This window comes from Actinophytocola sp. (assembly GCF_036378875.1).
Lineage (GTDB): Bacteria > Actinomycetota > Actinomycetes > Mycobacteriales > Pseudonocardiaceae > Actinophytocola.
The window spans coordinates 60,422-75,460 of the sequence record NZ_DASUVO010000110.1; the positions used below are offsets into that span (position 1 = coordinate 60,422).

Consider the following 15,039-nt stretch of genomic DNA (forward strand, 5'->3'; position numbering starts at 1 on the left):
TCGGCCGGTCGAAAGACTTGCGGAAGAGACCTCCGGTTTGGCCGTCGCTGTGCCGTGGAACCGGAGGTTCATTGCATGATTGTCCCTGTGTGGGTTTGGCTCGCCACCATCGGCGGTCTCCTGGTTCTACTTGCTGTCGACCTAGTGATCGTCGACCGCAAGCCGCACGAGGTCACCGTCGGTGAGGCCGCTCGCTGGGTCACGTTCTACATCGCGTGCGCCGTGGCGTTCGGCATCGGCATCTGGATCTTTTCCGGTGGGACACGGGCCGGTGAGTTCTTCGCCGGCTACATCACCGAGTACTCCCTCTCGGTGGACAACCTGTTCATCTTCCTGGTGATCATGGCGGCCTTCAAGGTCCCCACGATTCACCAGCACAAGGTGCTGCTCGTCGGCATCCTGCTGGCCCTGGTGTTCCGCGGCATCTTCATCGCCGTCGGCGCCGCGGCCATCTCCCAGTTCAGCTGGGTGTTCTACGTGTTCGGCGCGTTCCTCGTCTACACCGCGATCAAGCTGTCCGGCTCCGGCCTCGGCGGCGACCACGACGAGGACTACGAGGAGAACCGCGTCACCAAGTGGGCCAGGAAGCTCTTCCCGGTCACCGACGACTACCACGAGGCGAAGGTCTTCACCAAGATCGACGGCAAGCGCTTCGCGACGCCGCTGTTCATCGTGATGATCGCCATCGGCTCGGCGGACCTCATGTTCGCGGTCGACTCGATCCCCGCCATCTTCGGTCTGACCAAGGAAGCGTTCCTGGTCTTCTCCGCCAACGCCTTCGCGCTGATGGGCCTGCGCCAGCTGTACTTCCTGTTGGGTGGCCTGCTCAAGCGGCTCGTCTACCTGTCGATCGGCCTTGCGGTGATCCTCGGCTTCATCGGCGTGAAGATGGTCCTGGAGGCCCTGCACACCAACACGCTGCCGTTCATCAACGGTGGCGAGCACCTGAACGTCCCGACGATCGGCATCCCGCTGTCCCTGTCGGTGATCATCGGCGTCCTGGTCATCACCGCGGTGGCGAGCCTGATGAAGACCCGCCGCGACGACCGCAGGACCGCCGAGGAAGTGGCGTCAGCCGAACCAGCGGAGGACACCGCCGACCAGGCCCGATAAGCGGGTTACGCCGCCGCCACTTCAACCAGGTCGAAACGCGAGTGCAGCTCGGTCCAGGTGGCGTGGTGCCAGCCATCCGATGAGTGGTAGATCCCGTCGTCGCCGGGCACCCAGGTACGTAGATGGGTGTCCCGGACGGCGGGTTGGTCGGACGGTTCCGAGTTGCTGCCCACCAGCCAGACTCTCGGCCTGTTCCGCTTGCTCATGGTGCTCTCCCTATCCTGTGATGTGACTCTCACCACGGGAATGGTCCTAACGGTAGGGCCGGGGAAAGGTCCGGTGTATCCGGGAAACCACCGAATTGTGGTAGGGGTACCCCTACGTAAGTACGTAGTTGAGGGAGTCGCAGATCCGGGCCAGCGGGAGGTCCAGGCCCGGATAGTCGAGTGGTACCAACACTTCCGGCGTCAACGGCAGCGCGTCGCCGGCCGGCGGGTGCCACAGGCACACGGCCGGGTCCCCGGAGTCCATCGACGATCGGTACCACAGCCCGTCGAGGTCGGGGAACGCGTCGCGGATGGTCCTGGCCCACGCCTGCGTGATGTCCTTGGGGCCGCTGGAGATCTCCTGTGACGCACCGGCACGGGTCGGCCACAGACCGGTGAGGTCCAGCAGTCGCAGCGGCCGCTGCGGCGCGAACACCGCGAGGTGCGGCCGCCGGGTGGTCCGGTCCACAACGGACGACGCCTGGAACACCTCGGCGATGGACGTCCGCACGGACAGGCCGAAGTACAGCACGCCGTGCGCGGGCGAGATGCCCAACTTGCCGTTGGGGGACGGCGGCTGCGGGTCGAACCGGGCGTGCGGCAGCGGCCCGGTGTGGCGGAAGGTGTTCCACCGCTGCTGGTGCGCTCCGGCGGCGACGAACACGCGCACGAGGCGGGTGGAGGTGGGGACGACCAGGATGTCCTCGTGCTCGCGCAGCATCTTGCGCAGGATGGCGGCACTCGGGGGCAGGGGGAGTCGGGACACGTCAGGCAGGCGTCCCCAGCATGGACATGAGCGACGCGATGCGCTCCGGGGATCCGCCGGCCAGTAACCAGTCCCTCGGGGCGACGGGCGGATCGCCGAGCGCGGCCTGCGGCCTGGTCATGAACGCAGCCACCACCAGCGCGGGCTGGTCCTCCGGCACGGCGGCGAGCACGGTCGCGAGCCCGGGTAACACGTCGTCGTCGGTGAACTGCCACACCGGCAGCCGCCAGCCGCCGCGGTCCTTCCAGCCGGCCAGCTGACCGTCGGAGAGCCGGTGCCTGACACGACTGGTGTCCACTCCGATACGCTCGGCCACACCGGCGACGGTCAGGGCCGTGTCCCGCAGTACCGCCTGCAGGGCTACGGTCCGCGCCCGCACGTCCCGCTCGCCGGCACGCTGCGGCGACAGGTCCAGGCCGACGGCCGTGAGCGCCTTGCGCTGGTCGGCGCTGAAGTAGTCGGCGGGCCGCGGGTCGACGGGAGCCAGCCGCCGCGAGGCGTCCTCCACGAGCGACACGAACTCGTCGGTCTCCACGCGCAGCCCGGCACGCGAGAGTGCGGATCTGAGACCAGACATACAGCTCAGGCTAGCACGAGCGTGCGGAGTCGTGCGCTTGGGGCCCGCGTAGGCTGGACCGAAAACTCGCGGCGAATTGGGGAGAACCGTGGGCAAAGAAGCCGAAGGCACCGGCGTCCAGGCGCTGTACGACAAGATCAACGAACTGGTACGGCAAGGCAACGTCCGCCGGGTGGTGGTAACGGCACGTGACGGCCGCAAGGTGCTCGACATCCCGATCAACGCGGGCGTGATCGCGGCGTTCATCGCCCCGATGCTGACCGCCGCCGGAGCGGTACTGGCCCTCGCCGGCGGCTGGCACATCACGGTGGAGCACACCGAACCAGAGGTGGTCCCGAGCGACCCCGACTAGGTGTCCGCATCGACCGACTGCACGGTGTTGTGCCGATGGGGCTGTGCGGCGCTGAGGCCGTCGGTTTCGGACATGATGATGTCCAGTCCCTCGGCGATGCGGTCGTGGTGGGTGCGGTGGGAGACGACGCAGACGCGCAGGGTGTAGCGGCCGTCGACGACGGTGCTGGAGAGCACGATGCGTCGGTGGCGGTTGATCCGTTCCAGTAGCCGGCGGCTCGCCTCGTCGGCCCGCTCGGCGGCAGCCCGGCTGCCATCGGTGGGTCGGCAGCGGAAGATCACGGTGGACAGGTCCGGACGTTGCGGGACTTCCAGATCCGCGACGCCGGACAGCGCGTCGTGGACGTGTTCGGCGAGGTCGAGCTTCTCGTCCAGGGCCTCGCGGAAGGCGTCGACTCCGTGCAGGTGCAGGGGAAGCCAGGCCCGCAGACCCCGAAACTCGTGGGTCAGCTCGGGCCCGAGGTGACCGGAGTCCGGGATGTTCCCGGCCGCCATGTCCTGGAGGTAGCTGCCGGTGCCGACGTGGGCGGCGTGCAGGTCGGCGATGTCGCGGACCACCAGGGCGCCCGTGCCGAACGGCAGGAACAGGGTCTTGTGCGGGTCGAGGGTGATCGAGTCGGCCTCCTCGAACCCGGCGAGACGTGCCGCGCCTCGTGCGGTGAGGCGGAAGAAGCCGCCGTAGGCCGCGTCGATGTGGAACCACACGTCTTCGCGGCGGGCCAGGTCGGCCAGCCGTGTCAGCGGGTCGATGGTGCCGGTGTCGGTGGTGCCGGCGGTAGCCACCAGCAGGAACGGCCGCAGCCCGGCTTGCCGGTCGGCACGGATCACCGCCGTGGCGGCGTCGGGGTCCATCCGCAGGTCCGGGGTGTGCGGCACGACGCGTATGTGGGCGGCGCGGATGCCGGCGAGGCGGGCGGCCTTGGCGACGGAGTGGTGGGCGAAGGCGGTGGTGTAGACGGTGCCGTCCGCGAGCTCCTCGCCGAGTTTGTTGTGGCGGGCGGCGATCGTCGCGGAGAACGTGGCCATCGAGCCACCGCTGGTCAACAGGCCGCCGCCGGCTGGGAGTCCGCACACATCGCGGGCCATCCAGCGGATCACGCTCTCCTCCAGCGCGGCGAAGGCCGGGGCCACCGAGGCCAGGCCGCCGTAGCGGTTGACGGCACGGTTGTAGAACTCGGCCAGCGCGGCCGAGTACAGACCACTGCCCGGGATGTACGCCAGGTGGCCGGGCCCGGCGGTCTCCAGAGCGCAGTCGGCGGCCTCGTCGAGGCGCGCGAGCAGAGACCTGAGGTCACCGCCCCGGGCGGGAGGGGGCGCCAGGAAGGACTCCACCAGGTCGGTCTCGGCCGATGGGGACAGCGGGCTGGTCGCGGGGCGGTCCGCGAGCTTCTCGGTTCGGTCGACGACGCGGTCCAGGACGAGACGGCCCATCGCGGTCATCGCGGCGCGGTCCGGCTCCAGAGGAAATTGGTGCACGTGACCAGGATGCGCCACCAACCACGGCACGCGATGGCTTACGCGGTACCAAGACGGCGCAGCGGTGCACGATTATTCGCCGATCCGGCCGATACGCTGCATTACATGCCACGCCCCCTGTACGACCGGATCGACCGGGCGATCCTGGACCACCTCCAGCGCCACGGACGCACACCCAACATCGACCTCGCCGAGGCCGTACGCCTGTCACCCTCCTCCTGCCTGCGCCGCACCAAGGCACTGGAAAAGGACGGGGTCCTGGCCGGCTACCGGGCCGATCTGGACCGCGAACGCCTCGGCCTCGGGTTGACGGTGTTCCTCTCCCTCAAGGTCGAACACTCCCGCACGACCTCCCAGGTGGTCGAAGAGGCACTCAAGGCGATCGACCACGTGGTCGCCTGCCACGTGGTCTCCGGCGATGCCGACTTCTTCGTCGAACTCGCCGTGCCGGACCTGCGCACCTTCGAGAGAGTGCTCACCGACCAGATCCTGACCATCGGCCCCGTCCGCGACGCCCGCAGCACCTTCTGCATCCGCACGGTCATCGACCGCGGCCCGCTACCGCTCACCTCCTGGCCCACCCCACAGCCGTGACCCGCGCGCGTGTCCAACGCTCTGGACCCGCGTGTCCAACGCTCCAGACACGCGAGTTCGACAAACGCGTCAGGTCAGCAGCACCGGATTTGTCAAGTCGGCGTTGTCGATGACCACGGTGGCGCGTTCCCTGGGGTGGCACTCGGCCATGTACAGCTTCTGGCCGTCGATGTAGCGGCGGTTCTTCGGGGACCTCGGGTCCGGGTTGCCGACGCCGCGTTGCGCCGCGCGCGGGATCGAGATGTCGAACGGGACCTCCAGCCACACCGAGTAGTCCCAGTACCGGCGCAGCTCGTCGCGGTGGGTGAAGATGCCGTCGAACACGAGGATCGCGTCATCCTGGGCCAGTTCTGGCAGGCGGCGCACTTCGCGCTCGCGGCGCACGTCGTACACCTCGCGGATGTACTCGCCGTTCCCACCGGGGCTCAGCGGGTCGAGCAGTAACCGGACCATCCGGCCGTAGTCGAACGAGTCGCGGTAGAAACCCTCCGGCGAGTCGCGGCCACGGCGGTGCCGGGTGCGGGGTGGGTTCAGGAAGCCGTCGGCGGACACCCGGATCACGGTGGCGCCGCGGGCGCTCAGTTCCATGCCGAGCGCGTCGGCGAAATGGGTCTTGCCCGCACCGTCCACTCCGTCGACCGCGACTCGGCGGACTCGGTGGGCCGGCAGCGCGAGCACGGCCTCCGCTACGTGCTGACAGGGACGCATCCCGTAAGTGAACCCGCCGCCCGGCCGTTTTCCAAGATATTCGCCCAACCGAGCAACGCGTTCGGCACCGGCGTCCGTCCTCGCGGCATGAAGCACGACTTAAGGACCTGGCCGCGGCTGGCGCTCACCGCGGTGGTCGTGGTGGGGCTGGGCGCCGGCGTGACGACGGCCGCCGTGATCGTCGGCGCCACCGACGAGGAGCCGGCCTACTCCGGGGACATCCGGCTGGTCTCCTACGACACGTGCGACACCGCGCTCGCCGAGCTGAAGGACCGGATCCTGCCGAACGTCAGCGCGTACGGGCTCGACCCCGGCGGCGAGTTCATGGCAGAGGGGGGCGCGGCGGCCGAGGAGAACGGCGGGCGGATGGCCGTGCCCGACGCGGCGCCGGCCGAGGGCCAGGTGGCGGCGCCCACCCAGGCGCAGCCGAAGGACCACTCGACGACCAACGTCCACGAGGCCGGGGTCGACGAGCCCGACCTGGTGAAGACGGACGGCAAGCGCGTCGTCAGCATCACCGACGGGGTGCTGCGGGTCGTCGACGTCGCCACGCGTACCCAGACCGCGGTCGTTCGGCTCGACGGGGAGCAGGGCGGCTACGCCACGCAGATGCTGCTTTCCGGGGACCGGGCACTGGTCATGGTCAACACCGGGCTGGCGACAGACATGCCGATGACCATGCCCGACGTCGCGGTGCCGAGGATCGCCCCGACCGACGCTCCCGGCACGGTGCCGCCCGTGCCGACCGACACGTTCCCCTTCGGCTCACGGCTGGTTCTCGTCGACCTGACCGGCGCGGGCCAGGTGCTGAGCACGCTGTCGCTGGACGGCGGCTACCTCGACGCGCGGCAGGTCGGCGCCGTGGCCCGGGTCGTCGTGCGGTCCACGCCCCGCCTCCAGTTCCGCTACCCGGAGCACGAGGGCGACACGATGTCCGCGTTGGCGGACAACAGGAACACAGTGACGAACTCGACCATCGGGGACTGGCTGCCGCGCTACGAGCTGTCGACCGGTGGCGCGGTGACCTCCGGCCTGCTGACTGACTGCGTCGACGTGAGTCATCCCGTCGACTACAACGCGACCGCCATGCTCACCGTGCTCACCTTCGACCTCGGCAAGGACCTGGGCACCGGCGACCCGGTCACGATCGTCGCGGACGGCAACACGGTGTACGGCACGGGCACGAGCCTGTACGTGGCCGACGACCACATGATCCACGGCATCGCCGACACGCCGACCGACACGACCAACCGCACCGAGCTCTACCAGTTCGACACCAGCGGGCCCGGCAAGCCGGTGCACGTCGCGTCCGGGTCGGTGGACGGCAGCCTGCTCAACCAGTACTCGCTGTCCGAACACGACGGACACCTGCGGGTCGCGACCACGACGGGCGGCCAGGGCGGCAGCCAGAGCATGATCACTGTGTTGGCACGCAAGGAGAAGGAGCTCACCAAGGTCGGCGGCGTCGGTGGACTCGGTGTCGGCGAACAGATCTACTCGGTCCGCTACTTCGGTGACACTGCCTACGTCGTGACTTTCCGGCAGACCGACCCGCTGTACACAGTGGACCTGTCGGATCCCGCGGCGCCGAAGGTGACCGGGGAGCTGAAGATCACCGGCTACTCCGCGTACCTGCACCCGGCAGGTGAGGGCCGGCTCATCGGCGTCGGGCAGGAGGCGAGCTCGGCCGGGCTGGTGGCGGGCGCGCAGGTGTCCCTTTTCGACACGTCGAACAAGGCCGGTGCCACGAGAATCGCGCAGTACCACCTGCCGTCCTCCTGGACAGAGGTGGAGGGCGACCCGCACGCCTTCCTGTACTGGCCCGACAAGGGGCTGGTCGTGTTGCCGATCTCCGGTGGCGGCGCGATCGACCCGAACGGCACGCCCGAGCAGTCCGGCGGGGCCGTCGTGCTGAAGCTCGCCGGCACCGGGTTCGAGCAGCTCGCCGTGCTCAGCCACTCGTCGGAGAAGTACGGCATGACTCTGGTGCCGAGGCGGGCCATCGTGATCGGCAACGAGCTGTGGACGGTGTCGGAGGCCGGGATGATGGTCAACGACCTGGACTCGCTGGCTCAGTTGGCGTGGGTGCCGTTCCCCTGACCGGTGCGCAGATAAGTCCACAGAGGACTGTACGAGGGTGTGCCCCGCGCGGCTCCGCGTGGTGGCACGCCCTCGAGCGCGGTCCGCTGCGACTCGTCGTCCGCGACGAACTCCGGCTTCAGGTGGTCGGTGTCGTAGTACCGGTGGTAGACCGGCGTCAGCGCACCGGACATCGGCGGCACGATCCAGCTCCAGTCCGCTGGACAGGCGCGGCCGGCCTTCTCCTCCTTCGCGAGGTGCTTGAGGAACCGTGAGGTCTCGGTGTGGTGGTCGCTGATCGTCACCCCGGCCCGCTCGAACGAGTGCAGCACGGCCCTGTTCACCTCGACCAGCGCGGCGTCTCGCCACAGTGTCCGTTCGCTGCTGGTGTCCAGGCCGAGCTTCTCCGCGACGCGCGGCAACAGGTCGTACCGGTCCGCGTCGGCGAGGTTGCGGGCCCCGATCTCGGTGCCCATGTACCAGCCATTGAACGGCGCCGCCGGATAGTCGATCCCGCCGATCGACAGGCGCATCGAGCTGATCGCCGGCACCGCGTGCCAGCGGAGCCCGAGCCCGGCGAACCAGTCGAACTCCGGGTGCGACAGCGGCACCTCCGCCGCCGCGTCGGACGGCACCTCGGTCAGGTAGGTCGTGCCGTCCGAGGACACCACCAGCGGCAGCACGTCGAACGCCGTCCCCGCGCCACGCCAGCCGCGGCGCGCGACCGCCTCGGTGAACCGCACGTAGCGGGGGTCGCCCAGCACGGTCCCGTCGCCGCGCCGATGGCCGGCGTAGCGGATGAGCTGCTCGTTCCAGATCCTCGGCCCCGGTCGGCCCGGCGCGTCCGGCGCGAACACGGTGATCACCGGGCGGATCCTGCCGCCGTTGTAGGCGATGCGCAGGTGCTTGAAGCACTGTGCGGCCACCTCACCCGGCTCGTGGACGGCACGCAGGTCGCGGACCCGCATGCCGCGCCAGTACAGCCGGCCGACGCACCGCGCGCTGTTGCGCCACGCCACGCGCGCGCCGAACGCCAGTTCCTCGCTCGTGTGCTGATAGGTCCCGGTCAGCTTGATCTCGGCACGGGCCCACGCGATCCGGTGCGCGGCGGAGCCGGCGTCCGGGTTCTCCGCGTAGAACAGGCGCAGGAACTCCACCGCTTCGTCGACGTCGACCGGCGCTTCGGCCGGGGGCGCGGCCACCGGGTCGGCGAGGTGGCGCGGCGGTGCCCATGTCACTCACGCGAAGTTACCGGAATCCTCTCGTGTGGACGGCCACAGTTCATCCGCCTGGAGTACCTCGCTCGCGTGGGGTACACATCAAAAGTGCCCCCAGTAACCACGCAGCCCACCCGGTACGAGCCTGGTACCGACCCGCGGCGCTGGCGGGCGCTGGTGGTGACGCTCGCCGGCGGGTTCATGATCCTCCTCGACGTGAGCATCGTCACGGTCGCGATCCCGTCGATCCAGCAGGGACTCGGCGCGTCGGAGAGCGGCGTGCAGTGGGTAGTCTCCGGCTACCCGCTGACGTTCGGCCTCGCGCTCGTCGCCGGCGGCCGGCTCGGCGACGCGTTCGGGCGGCGCACCATCTACCTCGTCGCCCTCTCCGGGTTCGTCCTCACCAGCGTGTTCGCCGGTCTCGCCCCGACGCTGACGCTGCTCGTGGTCGCCCGCCTCCTGCAGGGGCTGGTCGCCGGCCTTGTCACCCCGCAGAACAGCGGCCTCATCCAGGACCTGTTCCGCGGCGCGGAACGTGGCAGGGCGTTCGGCGTGCTCGGGGCCACGATCGGCGTGTCGACCGCGGCCGGGCCGGTGATCGGCGGCTTCATCCTCGGCGTCGCCGGCGAGCCGGACGGCTGGCGCTGGGTGTTCCTCGTGAACCTGCCGTTCGGCCTGCTCACGCTCGTGCTCGCGATGCTGTTGGTGCCGAGGACACCGAAGCGGCACACGCGCGCCGACATCGACCTGGTCGGCATCCTGCTGCTCGGGCTGACCGTGCTGTGCCTGATGTTCCCGGTCGTGCTGTCCGACACGGGCGGTCTGCGCCGGTTCTGGTGGCTCTTCCCGATCGCGGTGCCGCTGGGCTGGGCGTTCCTGCGATGGGAACGGGGTCGCGTGCGGGCCGACCGGGCGCCGCTCGTGCACATGAGCCTGTTCACCGCGACTCGCGGCTACCCGTCCGGCGCCGCCATCGCCGCCATCTTCTTCTGCGGGTTCAGCGGGATCTGGCTGGTCTTCGCCGTGTACTTCCAGACCAACCTGGGGCTCTCGCCGCTCGAGTCCGGGCTCGCCGTCACGTCGTTCTCGCTGGGGTCGGCGGTGTCGTCCTGGCTGGCCGGGCGCATGGTGACGCGATGGGGGAACCGGGTCACGATCACCGGTCTGCTGCTCATGATCGCCGGCCTGGCCACCGTCGGGGTGCTCGGCTTTGTGGTCGACAAGGACTCACTGGTGCTGGTGATCCAATTCCCGCTGCTGGTGGCCGGTATCGGCACCGGCGCGGTGATCTCGCCGAACACCGCGCTGACCCTCGCGTGCGTGCCGCCAGGTATGTCCGGGGTGGCGAGTGGCGTGCTCCAGACCGGGCAGCGGCTCGGCTCGGCGGTGGGCACGGCGCTGCTCGCGGCCGTCTTCCACGCGTTCGCCGTCTCCGCCACGGGTTTCTCGGTCGCCATGCTCGCCGCGACGGTGATGGTCCTTGCCGCCCTCGTGGTGGCGGTCACGGAGCGGCGCGGCGGGTTGGGTGAGACGGCCGACCTGGCGGAGGTCACCAGCGGATCGGCAGGTGCTTGACGCCGTGCTGGAAGTTCGAGCGGAGCCGCACGACCGCCCCGTTCGGCTCCACCTCGCCGAGGCGGTCGAACACCGCGCCGAACAGGGCCCGCATCTGCGTCTTCGCGAGGTGCGCGCCGATGCAGTAGTGCGGGCCGTGCCCGAAGCTGAGGTGGTCGTTCGGGGTCCGCGTCACGTCGAAGCGATCCGGGTCGGTGAACGCGCGGGCGTCCCGGTTGCCGGACGAGAACCAGACCACCACCTTGTCGCCGGCCCGGATCGGCTGCCCGCCGAGCGAGGTGTCCACGGTGGCGGTACGGCGGAACCGCATCACCGGCGACCACCAGCGCAGCATCTCCTCGACCGCGCCGGGCAGCAGTGACCGGTCAGCCAGCACCTTTCGGTGTTCGTCCTCATGGGACAGCAGGGCGTGCATGCCGCCGGGCAGCGCGTTGCGGAGTGTCTCGTTCCCGGCCACGACGAACAGCCAGAACATGTTCTCGAACTCGGCCGTCGTGATGCCGGCCGTGACCAGGTTGCTCATCACGTCCTCGCCCGGTTCGCGGCGCTTCAGTTCGGCGAGGTCGTGGGCGTAGGCGTACAGGTCGGGCATGCCCTCGCGGGTCCGCTGGTCGGGGAGATACCCGTTCTCGTCCGGCACCGGCCGCAGTTCCATCGCCCGCTTCGCCATGTCGGTCGAGTCGTCGGCGCTCGCCTTGGTGCTGTCGGCGTACTCCGGGTCCTGGAAGCCGATGACCCGGTTGCTCCAGTCGTACATGAGCCAGCGATCCTGTCGCGGCACACCGAAGATCTCGGCGAGCGTCTGGAGCGGCAGGTCCGCGGCCAGCTCGGCGAAGTCGCATTCGCCGTCGGCCGCGACCCCGTCCACCAGCTCGCGGGCCCGCTCGTCGATGCGGTCCTCGATCCGGGCGATCGCCCTGGGCGTGAACGCGCTGGCGAGCATCTTGCGCAGCCGTGAATGCCGGGGCGGGTCCTGGTTCAGCATCATCTGTCGCACGAACTCGAGCGCCTTGTCGGTCGGCGGGTCGCTGATCTGCGTGGCACCCGCGTACGAGGAGTAGGTGGCCGGGTCTCGCATGACCTGCTTGATCTCCGCGTGCCGCAGCACACCCCAGAACCCGGGCCCGGTCGGCCAGATCGGCACCTCGGGCTCGTCCATCCACACCACTGCCGACTCGTTCCGCAACCGCGCGAACGTCGCGTGGGGGATGTCCTTCAGATAGGTGTCCGGGTCGACGATGACATCGGTAGCGCTGGACATGATCGCCATCCTGCCGGTTCGATCGGGGACTGTGACCGAACTCCATCTTGCCCGGCACGTCCCCGGCGGCGACCCCGTCCTGCTCCTGCTCCACGGCCTCGGGGCCACCGGGGAGGTGTGGCACGACCTGCTCGAACGGAACTGGCCCGGCGAGGTGATCGCCCCTGACCTGCCCGGACACGGCCGCTCGCCGCGACTGCCCGACTACACGTTCGAGTCGATGACGGCGGCGGTCGCGGCCGCCGTGCCCGCCGGCCGTCGGGTCGTGGTCCTTGGGCACTCGCTGGGTGGCGTGCTCGCCCTGATGCTGGCCGACGGGACCTACGGGTTCGACGTGACGGCCGCCTGCGGGCTCGGCATCAAGCTGCGCTGGTCGGAGGCGGAGCTTGCGAAGGCGGCCGAGGTCGCGGCCCGGCCGGAACGGGTGTTCGCCACGAGGGACGAGGCCGTCGACCGGTGGCTGAAGGTGTCCGGCCTGGTGGGTCTGGTGCCGCCGGACTCGCCACGCGTGGCGGCCGGTGTCGTCGAGTCCGACGACGGGTGGCGGGTCGCGGTCGACGCCAAGGCGTTCGGCGTCGGCGCCCCGGACGTGCCCATGCTCCTGACCCGCGCCAAGGGCGAAACCGTCCTGGCGGCGGGGGAGCGCGACCCGATGTGCCCGCGTGAGCACCTGGTCGAGGTCGTGCCGTCGCCGGTGGTGCTGCCGGGGATCGGCCACAACGCCCACGTCGAGAGCCCGCTGTCGCTGTGGCCGATCCTGGACCGGCTCCTCGCGTCGGCTACCGACGCGCTCGGTCAGTGACGTCCTTAGTTGACGCCGAGCAGGTCCACCACGAAGACGAGGGTCTCGCCCCCCTTGATCGCGCCGCCTGCGCCGCGGTCGCCGTAGCCCAGGTGGGGCGGGATGACCAGCTTGCGGCGGCCGCCGACCTTCATGCCGGCCACGCCGCGGTCCCAGCCCGCGATGACGCGGCCGGCACCGAGCGGGAAGCTGAACGGCGCGCCACGGTCCCACGAGGCGTCGAACTGCTTGCCGTTCGAGTGCGCGATGCCGACGTAGTGGACGCTCACGCTCTGCCCCGGCTTGGCCTCGTCGCCGCTGCCGACGGTGATGTCCTCGACGACCAGGTCGGCCGGCGGCGGCCCCTCGACCGGCGCCACCTGGGGCTTCTCGAGCGCCATGCGTTTCCTCCTTGGTTGGTTCTGCTGTACCCGGCCCATCCAACCAGCCGTCTCGGACCCGTGCCTGACGCGGCCCAGTGAGCGATCGTTAACATTTCCGTATGTCCCCAGCCCGCCGGTTGGCCGGTGTCAAGAGCTCGCCCGTGCGTGACCTGCTCGCGCTGACGCAGCGCCCGGAGGTGATCTCGTTCGCCGGTGGGCTGCCCGCCCCGGAGATGTTCGACGTCGAGGGCTGGTCCGACGCGTTCGCCAAGGCGTCGGACGACCGGCGCAACCTCCAGTACGGCACGACCGAGGGTGACCCGGTGCTGCGTGCGCTGATCGCCGAGCGGATGACCCGCCGCGGCCTGCCGACGAGCGCACAGGACCTGCTGGTCACCACCGGGTCGCAGCAGGCGCTCACGCTGGTCACGACCGCGCTGGTGGAGCCGGGCGACGTGGTCGCGGTGGAGGAGCCGACGTACCTGGCGGCGCTCCAGTGCTTCCAGCTGGCGGGCGCGCGACTGGTCCCGGTGGCGAGCGACGAGCACGGCATGGTCCCGGCCTCCCTTGCCGAGGTGTTGGAGAAGGACCGCCCGACGCTGGTGTACGCGGTGCCGACGTACGCCAACCCGACCGGCCGCACACAGCCGGCGGCGCGGCGGCAGGAGATCGCATCGCTCGTGGCGGCGCACGACGTGTGGCTGGTGGAGGACGACCCGTACGGCGAGCTGCGGTACCGCGGCGAGCCAGTGCCACCGTTGGCGACGTACAGCGATCGGGTGCTCTACCTGGGCAGCCTGTCGAAGATCGGCGCGCCTGGCCTGCGCCTGGGCTGGCTGCGTGCGCCAGCGTCGGTGATGCCGGCCGCCGTGATCGCCAAGCAGGCGGCGGACCTGCACACGAGCACGATCGACCAGGCCGCTGCGGCGGTCTACCTGAGCAACACGGACCTGGACGCACACGTGACGGGCCTCCGCGCGGCCTACCGGGAGCGCCGCGACACGATGATCGAAGCGCTCCCAGCGACGGTGCCACCGGGCACGACCTGGAGCGACCCGGACGGCGGCATGTTCGTGTGGCTGCGCCTGCCCGGCGAGGTGGACACCGCAGAGGTGCTCCGCGACGCACTGAAGCACAACGTCGCGTTCGTGCCGGGCGCGCCGTTCTTCGCGGTGCGCCCGGACCACGCGACCTTCCGGTTGTCGTTCACCACCAACCCGCCGGAGGACATCCGGGAGGGCATGCGCAGGCTGCGTGAGGCATTCCGGGATAGGTAGACCCGATGCGAGATATGGGCGACGCATGCCGATGTCGCCGGTTCACCCCGCTGCTGGACTGAAGCCAGGGAGCCAAACCCGGCTCAGGAACAGGAGGGGGACCATCATGTGGTCACGTATTCGCCGTGGTGGTGTCGGCATGTTTCTCGCCATCATCACCATGTTCGCGCTCGCGTCACCGGCCGGCGCGATCGACACGGGTTTCCAGTACGAGATCAACCCTCGGCACAACTTCGGCAAGTGTCTGGACGTACGGGGATCCAGCACCGCCGACAACGCCCACGTCATCCAGTACGACTGCCACGGGGGCCTGAACCAGCGGTTCACCTTTGTCAGGGTGTTCGGCAGTTTCTACGAGATCCGGCCGGTGCACAGTTCCTTCGCCGGCAAGTGTCTCGACATCGCCGACGCCGGCACGGCGAACCACGCCATCCTGCAGCAGTTCGACTGCAACGGCCGTGGCAACCAGCTGTTCCAGCTGTTGGACGACCCCGGCGATTTCGCCGGTGGATCGACCCGGATCAGGGCGGTCCACAGCACCAAGTGCCTGGACATCCCCGATGCCAGCAACGCGAACAGCGTCATCGTTGCGCAGTTCGACTGCCACGGCGGATCCAACCAGCTGTTCGACCTCCTCGCCTTCGCGTGACATCCGCGGTCGTGGCCATTCCCGTC

The 15,039-nt window shown here is 69.7% G+C and carries 16 protein-coding genes; 8 read left to right on the forward strand and 8 right to left on the reverse strand.

Annotation, left to right across the window (positions count from 1 at the left end; all coding sequences use genetic code 11):
- Positions 1-75 precede the first annotated feature (75 nt).
- Complete coding sequence (locus VF106_RS33025; RefSeq protein WP_330843830.1) at positions 76-1,113, forward strand: TerC family protein; 1,038 nt, start codon at positions 76-78, stop codon at positions 1,111-1,113.
- Between the two features lie 5 nt (positions 1,114-1,118).
- Here the strand turns inward: VF106_RS33025 and VF106_RS33030 are convergent, their stop codons facing one another.
- From VF106_RS33030 to VF106_RS33040, 3 genes are all read right to left on the reverse strand, one after another.
- Positions 1,119-1,319, reverse strand: coding sequence for a hypothetical protein (locus VF106_RS33030; protein ID WP_330843831.1), 201 nt, complete (start codon positions 1,317-1,319; stop codon positions 1,119-1,121).
- 112 nt (positions 1,320-1,431) lie between these two features.
- Positions 1,432-2,085, reverse strand: a complete 654-nt coding sequence (locus VF106_RS33035) for an RES family NAD+ phosphorylase (protein WP_330843832.1) — start codon at positions 2,083-2,085, stop codon at positions 1,432-1,434.
- Between the two features lies 1 nt (position 2,086).
- Positions 2,087-2,662 (reverse strand): DNA-binding protein, encoded by a 576-nt coding sequence (locus VF106_RS33040; protein WP_330843833.1) that lies wholly within the window; start codon positions 2,660-2,662, stop codon positions 2,087-2,089.
- 88 nt (positions 2,663-2,750) lie between these two features.
- Between VF106_RS33040 and VF106_RS33045 the strand changes: the two genes are divergently transcribed.
- A complete protein-coding gene (locus VF106_RS33045) occupies positions 2,751-3,014 on the forward strand; it encodes a DUF4342 domain-containing protein (protein ID WP_330843834.1) in 264 nt (87 codons plus the stop codon).
- On the opposite strand, the gene VF106_RS33050 is transcribed toward VF106_RS33045, so the two are convergent.
- Positions 3,011-4,489, reverse strand: coding sequence for a pyridoxal phosphate-dependent decarboxylase family protein (locus VF106_RS33050; protein WP_330843835.1), 1,479 nt, complete (start codon positions 4,487-4,489; stop codon positions 3,011-3,013). The two genes, VF106_RS33045 and VF106_RS33050, sit on opposite strands and share 4 nt — an antisense overlap.
- A gap of 105 nt (positions 4,490-4,594) precedes the next feature.
- Here VF106_RS33050 and VF106_RS33055 point away from each other — a divergent pair, with 105 nt between their 5' ends.
- The gene (locus VF106_RS33055; RefSeq protein WP_330843836.1) at positions 4,595-5,083 is read left to right on the forward strand and encodes an Lrp/AsnC family transcriptional regulator; all 489 of its coding nucleotides are present in this window, start codon (positions 4,595-4,597) and stop codon (positions 5,081-5,083) included.
- Positions 5,084-5,152: 69 nt separating this feature from the next.
- Here VF106_RS33055 and VF106_RS33060 read toward each other — a convergent pair whose 3' ends face one another.
- On the reverse strand, positions 5,153-5,791 hold the full coding sequence (locus VF106_RS33060; RefSeq protein ID WP_330843837.1) for a nucleoside/nucleotide kinase family protein: 639 nt from the start codon (positions 5,789-5,791) through the stop codon (positions 5,153-5,155).
- Positions 5,792-5,878: 87 nt separating this feature from the next.
- On the opposite strand from VF106_RS33060, the gene VF106_RS33065 reads away from it, so the two are divergent.
- Positions 5,879-7,891, forward strand: a complete 2,013-nt coding sequence (locus tag VF106_RS33065; RefSeq protein WP_330843838.1) for a beta-propeller domain-containing protein — start codon at positions 5,879-5,881, stop codon at positions 7,889-7,891.
- On the opposite strand, the gene VF106_RS33070 is transcribed toward VF106_RS33065, so the two are convergent.
- Positions 7,864-9,108: a nitric oxide synthase oxygenase gene (locus VF106_RS33070; protein WP_330843839.1), complete on the reverse strand. Its 1,245-nt coding sequence runs from the start codon at positions 9,106-9,108 to the stop codon at positions 7,864-7,866. The two genes, VF106_RS33065 and VF106_RS33070, sit on opposite strands and share 28 nt — an antisense overlap.
- 87 nt (positions 9,109-9,195) lie before the next feature.
- Between VF106_RS33070 and VF106_RS33075 the strand changes: the two genes are divergently transcribed.
- Positions 9,196-10,662, forward strand: a complete 1,467-nt coding sequence (locus VF106_RS33075; protein ID WP_330843840.1) for an MFS transporter — start codon at positions 9,196-9,198, stop codon at positions 10,660-10,662.
- Here VF106_RS33075 and VF106_RS33080 read toward each other — a convergent pair.
- A complete protein-coding gene (locus tag VF106_RS33080) occupies positions 10,637-11,923 on the reverse strand; it encodes a cytochrome P450 (protein ID WP_330843841.1) in 1,287 nt (428 codons plus the stop codon). The two genes, VF106_RS33075 and VF106_RS33080, sit on opposite strands and share 26 nt — an antisense overlap.
- A 31-nt stretch (positions 11,924-11,954) precedes the next feature.
- Here VF106_RS33080 and VF106_RS33085 point away from each other — a divergent pair, with 31 nt between their 5' ends.
- Positions 11,955-12,725: an alpha/beta fold hydrolase gene (locus VF106_RS33085; protein WP_330843843.1), complete on the forward strand. Its 771-nt coding sequence runs from the start codon at positions 11,955-11,957 to the stop codon at positions 12,723-12,725.
- Positions 12,726-12,730: 5 nt separating this feature from the next.
- Here VF106_RS33085 and VF106_RS33090 read toward each other — a convergent pair whose 3' ends face one another.
- Positions 12,731-13,105 (reverse strand): FKBP-type peptidyl-prolyl cis-trans isomerase, encoded by a 375-nt coding sequence (locus tag VF106_RS33090; RefSeq protein WP_330843844.1) that lies wholly within the window; start codon positions 13,103-13,105, stop codon positions 12,731-12,733.
- A gap of 101 nt (positions 13,106-13,206) precedes the next feature.
- On the opposite strand from VF106_RS33090, the gene VF106_RS33095 reads away from it, so the two are divergent.
- Both VF106_RS33095 and VF106_RS33100 read left to right on the forward strand, forming a co-directional pair.
- On the forward strand, positions 13,207-14,364 hold the full coding sequence (locus VF106_RS33095) for an aminotransferase-like domain-containing protein (protein WP_330843845.1): 1,158 nt from the start codon (positions 13,207-13,209) through the stop codon (positions 14,362-14,364).
- A gap of 139 nt (positions 14,365-14,503) precedes the next feature.
- Entirely contained in the window at positions 14,504-15,013 is a 510-nt protein-coding gene (locus tag VF106_RS33100; protein WP_330843846.1) for an RICIN domain-containing protein, read from the forward strand.
- The last annotated feature ends 26 nt before the right edge of the window (positions 15,014-15,039 follow it).

Bases quoted from the DNA above. Each gene is read 5' to 3' on its own strand.
- VF106_RS33025 (WP_330843830.1), top strand. From the start codon at position 76: ATGATTGTCCCTGTGTGGGTTTGGCTCGCCACCATCGGCGGTCTCCTG.
- VF106_RS33030 (WP_330843831.1), bottom strand. From the start codon at position 1,319: ATGAGCAAGCGGAACAGGCCGAGAGTCTGGCTGGTGGGCAGCAACTCG.
- VF106_RS33040 (WP_330843833.1), bottom strand. From the start codon at position 2,662: ATGTCTGGTCTCAGATCCGCACTCTCGCGTGCCGGGCTGCGCGTGGAG.
- VF106_RS33055 (WP_330843836.1), top strand. From the start codon at position 4,595: ATGCCACGCCCCCTGTACGACCGGATCGACCGGGCGATCCTGGACCAC.
- VF106_RS33060 (WP_330843837.1), bottom strand. From the start codon at position 5,791: ATGCGTCCCTGTCAGCACGTAGCGGAGGCCGTGCTCGCGCTGCCGGCC.
- VF106_RS33065 (WP_330843838.1), top strand. From the start codon at position 5,879: ATGAAGCACGACTTAAGGACCTGGCCGCGGCTGGCGCTCACCGCGGTG.
- VF106_RS33080 (WP_330843841.1), bottom strand. From the start codon at position 11,923: ATGTCCAGCGCTACCGATGTCATCGTCGACCCGGACACCTATCTGAAG.
- VF106_RS33090 (WP_330843844.1), bottom strand. From the start codon at position 13,105: ATGGCGCTCGAGAAGCCCCAGGTGGCGCCGGTCGAGGGGCCGCCGCCG.
- VF106_RS33095 (WP_330843845.1), top strand. From the start codon at position 13,207: ATGTCCCCAGCCCGCCGGTTGGCCGGTGTCAAGAGCTCGCCCGTGCGT.
- VF106_RS33100 (WP_330843846.1), top strand. From the start codon at position 14,504: ATGTTTCTCGCCATCATCACCATGTTCGCGCTCGCGTCACCGGCCGGC.